This is a genomic window from Candidatus Cryosericum odellii, from assembly GCF_003570935.1.
Classification (GTDB): Bacteria; Caldisericota; Caldisericia; order Cryosericales; family Cryosericaceae; genus Cryosericum; species Cryosericum odellii.
Genome location: NZ_QXIU01000051.1, coordinates 1 through 8,950, shown reverse-complemented (window position 1 = coordinate 8,950; position 8,950 = coordinate 1). Strand labels below are relative to the sequence as shown.

The following is an 8,950-nucleotide window of genomic DNA, read 5'->3' as shown; positions in this document are numbered from 1 at the left end:
CGATCCAAGACAGGATACAAAACCTTTAGTTTAGTGCATTGATTGTGGAACAATGAATGGGTACAATCACGGCGTTCACAATCGACGGGGCAGGATGGCAATTCCTAAGCGCTCTCTGGGTTGACAGACCCGGTGTGCATCGGTAAAATGCATGTTTGCGGTGCCCCTCATGTTGATTCGGGGGCGGAGTCAACTGTACAGCCGCGTGAGCGATGGACCGTGTCCGGAACGGAGGTAACGCATGGAACATGCACTCGTCGTAGAGAATCTGAAAAAGAGTTATGGCAAGTTCGAGGCACTCCATGGTGTCAGCTTTGAGGTGGCGCCAGGGGAGATCTTCGCGCTCATCGGACCCAACGGCGCCGGCAAGACAACGACGCTGCGTATCGTGGCGACCATCCTGCAGCCGACGGCGGGCACTGCTCGTGTCTATGGCATGGACATCCAGAAGGACGCTGCCCGGATACGCGAGGTCATCAGCTACTTGCCCGAAGAGGCCGGTGCCTACAAGAACCTGACGGGTCTTGGCTACCTGAGCTTCATGGCAGAATTGTTTGCTTCCGATACCGCCGTCCAGCGTGAGTACATCCAGAGAGCCTCGGATATCACTGGGCTGGGCGAGCGGTTGCGTGACAAGATAGGCACGTACAGCAAAGGCATGACGCGCAAGCTGCTTCTGTCACGAGCCGTCATGACGAGGCCGAAGCTGGCCATTATCGACGAGCCCACGAGCGGCCTCGACGTGGTTGCTGCCATCGACATCCGTGAGTCCATTCGCAGAACGGCAGCCGACGGCATGGCCGTGCTCCTGTCAAGTCACAACATGCTGGAGATCGAGTACCTGTCGGACCGCGTGGCCATCGTCGACAAGGGCACCATCCACGACGTGGGGACGCCGCAGGGACTCAAGGATAAATATGGCAAAGCGAACCTCGAAGAGGTCTTCGTTCAGGTGGTGAAGCAATGAGGAGATTTTTCGTCCTCCTGAAGAAGGAACTGAAAGAGATGCTCACGTGGCAGACCCTGATCCCCATCCTGATGGTCATGGTCATCTATGGGTTCCTGGGCAGGGTCATCAATCAGGAGCAGAAGAAGCAGGCCGTCCCGCAGCCCATCACGGTCGTGGACCTTGACCGCAGCCAGACGTCAGACATGCTTGCTGGTATCCTTGCCAAGGCGGACTTCAAGGTCACGACCATCACCGAGGGCGCCGTGGACGACATCGTCCGCAAGGTTGCGTCGGAGAACGGCGTTGCAGTGGTCGTCATCCCACGGGGGTTCGAGGCAGGCATCAACGAGCGAAAGCCGCAGACTGTGCAGACGTATACGATTCTCCGCAGTTTCTCGATCCTGGGCATGAAGGGGACGTTCAACCTCGACGCGGCCCTGAGCGCCATGAATGAGTATGTTGGCGACACGTACATCAAGGCGGGGGCTCCCGGGCTGGATCCCGCCATCGTCAGGCACGCCATCAACGCGCAGACATTTGTCACGGTAGGGGCGGTATCGGCAGAAGGTGACCCCCAGTCGATCGTCAATGTCGTCATGCAGCAGACGATGGTCATACCGATCGTCCTGACGCTGGTGATCATCCTGGCCGCTCAGATGATTGCTGCCTCGATCGCAGGTGAGAAGGAGAACAAGACTCTCGAGACGTTACTTTCGACGCCCATTGCGCGTGGCGCCCTGGTCACGGCCAAGATGATGGCCGCGGGTATCGTCGCGCTGATTTCGGCCGCCGCATACATGGTCGGCATGAAGAGCTATATGGGCAGTCTCCTGGGAAGCAGTGGTGGTACCTCCGGAACTGCCAGCCAGGCAATCCAGAAGCTTGGCCTGGTTCTCGACCTCCGCGGTTACGTTCTTCTCGGTCTGAGCGTGTTCATGGGGATCATGGTAGCTCTGTCCATCGCTGTCATCCTGGGGGCGTTCGCCGAGGACCTCAAGAGCGTACAGATCCTCATCATGCCGCTCATAATGATCGTCCTGCTGCCCTATCTGATGACCATGTTCATCGACATCAACACGACATCGCCTATTCTTAAGTGGCTTATCTATGCGATCCCATTCTCGCACCCATTTATGGCAGCTCAGTTCATCTTCGCTCACAATTTCACGATGGTCGTCGCAGGCATTATCTACCAGTTCGCGCTGTTCCTGGTTCTGGCCACGGTCGCAGCCCGGATCTTCTCGACCGATCGCATCCTGACCATGAAGCTCAACACAGCGCGTCGTGGATTGCGCGCTGGCGGCTGGACGCTGGAGCGCGAAGGCATCAGCTGGCGCATTCGCCGAAAGTAGTACCAGGTCCCGCTCTGTGAAAACCCCCGGCCTCAGGGCTGGGGGTTTGTCGTGCCAGTTGAAGTAAGAGACGGTCTCTCAGACTTGCTGCTTCTGTACCAGCGTGATGAATTGTTCGATGCCGGCCGCAACCCTCTCGCGGTCATAGTCGATCGTGGCACAGTGGTAGGACCGCTCCAGTGTGATGACACTTTTGATGCGGCTGTTGACGTGGTCCTGGATGTACTCCGCATTGCGCGGCGGGACGACGTGGTCTTGCGTCGAGCGGAAGGACAGCAAGGGCTGGGTCACCATGCCGAGGTCTTCACGCACGCCTTGCATGAGGCGTTCAAACTGATACACAGCTTCCAGGGAGTTGAAGCCGAGATCCGGCAGCATGACGTCCTGATCAGCGACGTCGGGAGGTCCCTTGGGCTGATTCTTCCGGAAGTGTCGCAATATCGGGATCAGTCTCATCTTGGGGTCGTCCAGATAGACGGGCGCGTTGATAGTGATAAGGCCTGCAATCTCGGGATGGTGTTCTCCCAGGTACAGGGTGAGCGTTCCACCCATCGACAGGCCGGCGACGAAGACCGTCTTGCCCATCGCGCGTGCTTCATCGAGCCCTGCGAGGGCGTCATGCTGCCAGGACTCCGACGTTGCGAGGTCCAGTTCTTTCCACGTCTTGCCATGGCCTGTGAGAAGCGGAGCGACGACGGAAATACCGCGTGCAGACAGATAATCCGAGAGGAACCACAGGTCGCGAGCAGGTGCGCCGGTCAGGCCGTGCAGCAGGAGGCAGGCTGTGTCTGAGCCTGCCTGGCGGCGGATTGAGGCTGCCGAGGCCTCGTCAAACGGCAGGGCCATTGGCAGAAAGGGTCTGGTCGGATGAGATCTCTGGCTTGTCTTCAGAGCGTATGAAGAGCATGCAGACCGCCGAGAGCACGAAGAAGATAGCCGCATACGGGAACATGACTGACATCGTCCCGCCTGCGAGGTCGGCGATGCGCCCGACAAGTGGAGGACTGATAATATCTGCTGCCTGTGAGAAGAAATAGTAAACGCCGGTAAGTGCTCCGACCATCTCCAGGGAGCCCATGTCAAGTACCATTGGCAACGAATTGATGTTGACCAGTGCCCAGGACAGGCCTCCCATGACGAATACCGCCAGTACTCCTATGCCTGCGATGTTGAGGGCGAGCAGGAGCACCATGAGAATGACACCTGTCAGACCTATAAGGATTGTACTCCTGCGCCCCAGAGCTTTGCCAATGAATCCGGCCGGGATTGCCAGAACCATGAACGCTAGTGACATGACGCCGAAATTGAATTTCGCGCTGGCCTCAGATGTCTGGCGCACACTGTTCAACTGTGCAAGGCTTGCCGTGTCTGTGGGTGTAGCCGTGCCAAGCTTGGCTATCAGTGCTTTCACTGCAGGACCTTCGTAGTGCATGTAAGTCGGGTAGTAAGTTTCAATGGCGTTATATGCGACAAACCAGAAGAAAATGGCCAGGCAGATGAGCAGGAGACTGCGGTATTTCGGCGTCCATATCTTACGAAGCAGGGAAAAGTCAGCATGTTCCGATTGTGGAGCCTTGCGGTCAAGCGAGTCACGCGTCTCATGGATCGACAGAAACATGATAACGGCAGCCACCAGAACTGACGCTCCTGCGATGGCAAACCCCAGCGGTCTGTTGGTCGTCGAGATCTTGCCGATAACAAAATACACCAGCAGGGATCCGAATCCTCCCATGAAATTGATGACGCCGTTGGCCGGTGAGCGTTCTTCCGGTGGAACGAGGTCCGGCATCAGAGCAATGATGGGCGAACGTGAAATCCCCAAACAGACGTTCATCAGGAACAGAACAAGAATGAACACAACAAGAGATGTTGCGCTGGAGCCAAACCACAGTGGAATCCAGGGAACCAGCGCAAACAGAACAGCTCCTACGGGCATTGTTGAAATGATAAACGGCATACGACGCCCAATACGCGTCCATACATGGTCCGACCAGAAACCTACGAGCGGGATGAGTGTTATCGCCAGGATGTTGTCGAGATTCATCACCCATCCTGACGCCGTGTAGGATAAATTGTAGAGACTCTTCAACATGATAGGAATATCTGAGTTGTACAGTGACCAGAGGACCGAGATACCGAAGAACCCGAATCCAAGCAGGAAGATCTTGAAATAGGATGCCTTTCTTTTCACGTCTATTCCCCCTTGTCATGACATACCCCGGAATCCCGGGGTATTATGCCAAGTTCATTCTATGCGTACCGGTCGATTTGCAATGCTCTGGGAGCGAGTCTAGTCCAGATCCTCGACTTTGATGAGATTGGTGCTGCCGGCGACACCTGCATGCGAACCTGCGGTAATGATGATCTTGTCGCCCCGTCGTGCCAGGTGAGACGTGTGCGCCATTGCGACTGCGGTGCGAAGGATGTGGTCGACACTCTCGAACTGCTCGGCGACCATCGGGATGATGCCGAAGTACAGTGCAAGGCGGCGCTGGACCAGGTCGCTTGGCGTGAGAGCAAGGATGGGAGTGCGAGGGCGGCAGCGCGACATCAGGATCGCCGTCCTGCCCGACTCTGTCGCACAGACGATGAGCTTGGCTCCGACAGTCTGAGCCGTGCGGACAGCAGCGTGAGCGATCGCATCCGGCGTGTCCGATGCAGACACGGCATCGTGGGCTTCCACAGTGGTCCAGTACATCTTGCTTCGCTCGGTCGCCTCGATGATGCGACCCATCATCTCGACGGTTTCCACGGGAAACTTGCCGACGGCCGTCTCGTTGCTGAGCATGACAGCGTCCGTGCCGTCGAAGATGGCATTGGCTACGTCCGTAACTTCTGCGCGCATGGGAGATGGGTTTTCCACCATGGAATTGAGCATCTGCGTCGCGGTGATGACCGGCTTGCCCATTCGATTGCACAGGGCGATGAGTTTCTTCTGGATGATGGGGACTTCCTCGATGGGCATCTCGACACCGAGGTCTCCCCGGGCGACCATGATGCCATTTGCTACGGCAAGGATGCTCTCGATGTTTTGGACTGCCTGCCACTTTTCCACCTTGACGATGATCGGTACATGCGCTCCGTGGGTCTCCATGAGCGTGCGGAGGTCGCGGACATCGTCTGACGTGCGCACGAACGAGAGAGCCACATAGTCGACGCCCGCTCGCAGGCCCGTGACAAGATCATGCCTGTCCTTTTCCGTGATTGACGGGACATGGAGGTCCGATTGAGGGAAGTTGACCCCCTTGTGGTCCGAAAGGATTCCTCCTTTGAGGACATCCGTCACGATGGTATCACCCTGGATTTCGCGTGCCTTGAGACGAATCAGGCCGTCATTGATGAAGATGAGCTCTCCGGGCCGAACCTCGGTGGTGACAGGAGGGTAGTCCACGCTGGCTTGTTCGGCGTTTCCATCTACCACTTGGGTTGTAAGACGAAAGACGCCTCCGGTCATGATCTCGCATGGTCCCTGACTGAACGTTCCCAGACGGATCTTCGGTCCCTGGAGGTCCTGCAGGATGGCGAGTGGCAGGTTGAGTTGGCCGCGGACCTTCTTCACGGCAGCAATCGTGGCAAGTCGTTCTTCGTCTGTACCATGGGAGAAATTGATCCGAAAGACATCCACACCATGTTCCGCGAGCGCTTGGATCATCTCCTCGGAATTCGTCGCTGGCCCAAGTGTGGCGACAATCTTGGTACGTTTGACGTTCGTGTTGTCAGGCATATATTCCTCCATGGTCAGGGTGCAGATTGTCTATCTCCAATACATGATAGTCCAACACAGCCCGGCACAAATGAACAAGGGTTCCACACGTCTGTCCGGGGTCCGAATCTGGCGTGAATGGAACCTGCTTGCTGGAGGCTTCGGGCAGGCTTGACATGGCTGTCTTTCAGGGCTACTTTCCCTGTGTGACGCAACATGCGTTATGCATTATGTATCATCTCAGATTCACAGCAGCGCAATAACTTCAGGAAACCGAAAATGGGAGATTCTCTACACATGGAGGTAGTTGTGGAAGACTGTTGTGCTACTAAAAATAGCCCTGTTACAGTTGATACAGAAATTAACTGTCCTCAGTGTGGCCACAAGGGAAAGGGCATCAAAATTATCACCATGAAAAGTCTTCTATTACCCGAAGCCTTGGCCACGCTGGAGGCCGATGGGGACTATCGGATGTGCTCAAATCCGGAATGCCAGGTCGTCTATTTCAATGGTAAGGGTGGCATGTACCGGACACAAGACCTCAAGGTACCTGTCTTCCCCAAGAGCGACGACCCGGACTGTCCCATTTGTTACTGTTTTGGCTGGACTCGGCGAAAGTTGAAGGCTGACCATGATCAGGTGGGACAAAGTACGGCTGTACATGAAATCTCAGAGCACATCAAGGCTGGTCGATGTGGATGTGAAGTCAACAACCCGGAGGGTTCCTGTTGTTTGGGAAATGTCAAGAAGTACCTGACGTCCCTTAGCGGGACATAGTGGCGCACCTGCAGAAAATGCTGGGAGGGAAGGCATGAACACGCTTTACTTTGGCGACAACCTTGAAGTCTTACGGGAGAGTATCGCAGACCGGTCCGTCGACCTGGTATACCTTGATCCGCCGTTCAACAGCGGTGCCAACTACAACATTATCTTTCAGCCCGAGAAGAAGTCGGCTGCCAAGGCCACGGCGCAGATCCAGGCCTTTGAAGATACCTGGACGTGGAGTGCTGAGGCTGACGAGACCTATCGCTGCTTTGTCATCGACCGTGACCTCACCAGCCAGCCGCCCGGCGAACGCCTCATCAAGCTGATGACGTCCATGCGGGAGTACCTGGGCGAGACGCCCATGATGGCGTACCTGACCATGATGGCTCCGCGCCTGCTGGAGCTGCGCCGCGTGCTGAAGGATACGGGCAGCATCTACCTGCACTGTGACCCGACGGCAAGCCACTACCTGAAATTGCTGATGGATGCCGTGTTTGGAGTTGCGAACTACCGGAACGAGATCGTCTGGCATTACGGTCAGAGGACCGATTTCTACGATACACACTTCAGCAGGAAGCACGACACCATCTTGTTCTATGCCAAGAGTGAGACGGCCACGGTCAACCACATTTCCGTTCCTTGGTCGAAGTCTGAGTTCCTTGGACACAGGCATGATGTGAAAGTGGATGAACAAGGGCGTGAGTTTATCTGGGCGGACGGAGGAAAGCCTGGAGTCCGATACGTGCGATTTGTTGATGACGTTCTAGCAGAAGGGAAGCCCGTCGATACCGTATGGGATATGCCACTTCTGAACTCAGCGGCGAAGGAGCGCATAGGCTACCCAACGCAGAAGCCACAGGCGCTGCTGGAACGCATCATCCAGGCGTCGTCCAACGAGGGCGACGTCGTGCTGGACCCCTTCTGTGGCTGTGGCACGGCCGTCGCCGCGGCGCAGAAGCTGAACCGGCAGTGGGTGGGCATCGACATCACGTACCTGTCTATCGACCTTATCGCGGGACGCTTGCGCAAGACGGGTCTCACGGAGGGCAAGGACTTCGTCATCAAGGGTGCGCCTGCAGACGTGATGGGCGCCGACCAGCTGGCTGCACGGGCGCCATTCCAGTTTCAGTACTGGGCGCTCAGCCGTATCCCCGGCGCCATGCCCAGCGACCGCAAGACGGGCGACCACGGCGTGGACGGCGTGCTGCACTTCTGGGACCCGGCCAAGGCCAGCAAGGCGGGCAAGGGTGTCATCTCGGTCAAGGGGACCATTGCGGTCAACCCCGGCATGGTGCGTGACCTGGCCGGCACGGTGGACCATCAGGACGCTGATTTTGGCATCCTCGTTACGCTGCAGGAACCGATTGAAGGGATGCGCACTGAGGCGCGCAAGGCGGGTGTCTACAAGTACAACAACCAGCGCGAGATCCCGCGCCTGCAACTGGTGTCCGCCACAGACCTGTTCAAGGAATTTCTTCCCCTGCAACTGCCACCCGAAGAGGTCCGCAACGGCCGCAAGATGACCATCATCGCTGAGCCGGGCGCCGATGAGGCAAAGGGCGGTTTGTTCGGCGAATAGACGGAAACGCTACCTTGCTTTGAGCTGGCCCTTGAGGTAGTTCAGCAGAACGAGCGCACTGTTGTGTTCGGTATCCTTAGCTGCGTACAGCAGCGTGAGTGGACCATGGCGGGCTATCTGCAGCAGTGACTCGACCAAGTCGGGTTGCGTGTCGAACTGGGCGGTGTACCGTGTTACAAACTCCGGCCACTTTGCGACGTCGTGCGCATACCACGTGCGCAGTTCTGCTGTCGGCGCGATCTCGCGCAGCCACGAGTCGGCGTGCAACCGCTCACGGGTAAAGCCACGGGGCCACAGACGCTCTACCAGGACGCGCGTCCCGTCGTCGGGACTGTATTCTTCGTACACACGCTTTGCCTGGATCGGTTTAGGCATGGGTTCCTCCTGTCGCCGTGAATTTGACCAGATACGCTAGTTGAACGAAATGATGATGGCGAGGACCCCTGCTGCGAACGCGATCAGGCTGAGCACCCACCAAATCGTACCGGCACGACTCATGCGGCTTCGGACCTGCTGTTCACTCTTCCACGTCAGGACGCTGTATTCCTTGTCCTGGCCGGCGCGCGCGACCCAGAACCCGTTGACGGCCTCGACAGGGCCGA

General features: G+C 57.1%; 9 protein-coding genes. 4 read left to right on the top strand and 5 right to left on the bottom strand.

The window, feature by feature from the left end; all coding sequences use genetic code 11:
* The first annotated feature begins 241 nt into the window (after nucleotides 1-241).
* Nucleotides 242-967: an ABC transporter ATP-binding protein gene (locus tag SMC5_RS01985; RefSeq protein WP_119119379.1), complete on the top strand. Its 726-nt coding sequence runs from the start codon at nucleotides 242-244 to the stop codon at nucleotides 965-967.
* On the top strand, nucleotides 964-2,301 hold the full coding sequence (locus SMC5_RS01980) for an ABC transporter permease (RefSeq protein WP_119119378.1): 1,338 nt from the start codon (nucleotides 964-966) through the stop codon (nucleotides 2,299-2,301). Before SMC5_RS01985 ends, SMC5_RS01980 begins: the two co-directional genes overlap by 4 nt.
* A 78-nt stretch (nucleotides 2,302-2,379) precedes the next feature.
* Here SMC5_RS01980 and SMC5_RS01975 read toward each other — a convergent pair whose 3' ends face one another.
* The 3 genes from SMC5_RS01975 to pyk form a co-directional block, all read right to left on the bottom strand.
* Entirely contained in the window at nucleotides 2,380-3,147 is a 768-nt protein-coding gene (locus tag SMC5_RS01975; protein WP_165846178.1) for an alpha/beta hydrolase, read from the bottom strand.
* Nucleotides 3,131-4,492: an MFS transporter gene (locus tag SMC5_RS01970; protein WP_119119376.1), complete on the bottom strand. Its 1,362-nt coding sequence runs from the start codon at nucleotides 4,490-4,492 to the stop codon at nucleotides 3,131-3,133. The genes SMC5_RS01975 and SMC5_RS01970 overlap by 17 nt, the downstream gene beginning before the upstream one ends.
* A gap of 99 nt (nucleotides 4,493-4,591) precedes the next feature.
* Nucleotides 4,592-6,025, bottom strand: a complete 1,434-nt coding sequence (pyk, locus tag SMC5_RS01965; RefSeq protein ID WP_119119375.1) for a pyruvate kinase — start codon at nucleotides 6,023-6,025, stop codon at nucleotides 4,592-4,594.
* Nucleotides 6,026-6,220: 195 nt separating this feature from the next.
* Between pyk and SMC5_RS11565 the strand changes: the two genes are divergently transcribed.
* Nucleotides 6,221-6,781, top strand: coding sequence for a putative iron-sulfur cluster-binding metallochaperone (locus tag SMC5_RS11565; protein WP_407079755.1), 561 nt, complete (start codon nucleotides 6,221-6,223; stop codon nucleotides 6,779-6,781).
* A gap of 34 nt (nucleotides 6,782-6,815) precedes the next feature.
* Nucleotides 6,816-8,348, top strand: coding sequence for a DNA methyltransferase (locus SMC5_RS01955; protein ID WP_119119373.1), 1,533 nt, complete (start codon nucleotides 6,816-6,818; stop codon nucleotides 8,346-8,348).
* Nucleotides 8,349-8,357: 9 nt separating this feature from the next.
* Here SMC5_RS01955 and SMC5_RS01950 read toward each other — a convergent pair whose 3' ends face one another.
* Both SMC5_RS01950 and SMC5_RS10595 read right to left on the bottom strand, forming a co-directional pair.
* Nucleotides 8,358-8,723 (bottom strand): DUF488 domain-containing protein, encoded by a 366-nt coding sequence (locus SMC5_RS01950; protein WP_119119372.1) that lies wholly within the window; start codon nucleotides 8,721-8,723, stop codon nucleotides 8,358-8,360.
* Nucleotides 8,724-8,759: 36 nt separating this feature from the next.
* The coding region (locus tag SMC5_RS10595; protein ID WP_165848925.1) for a hypothetical protein at nucleotides 8,760-8,950 on the bottom strand (191 nt) is incomplete at its 5' end.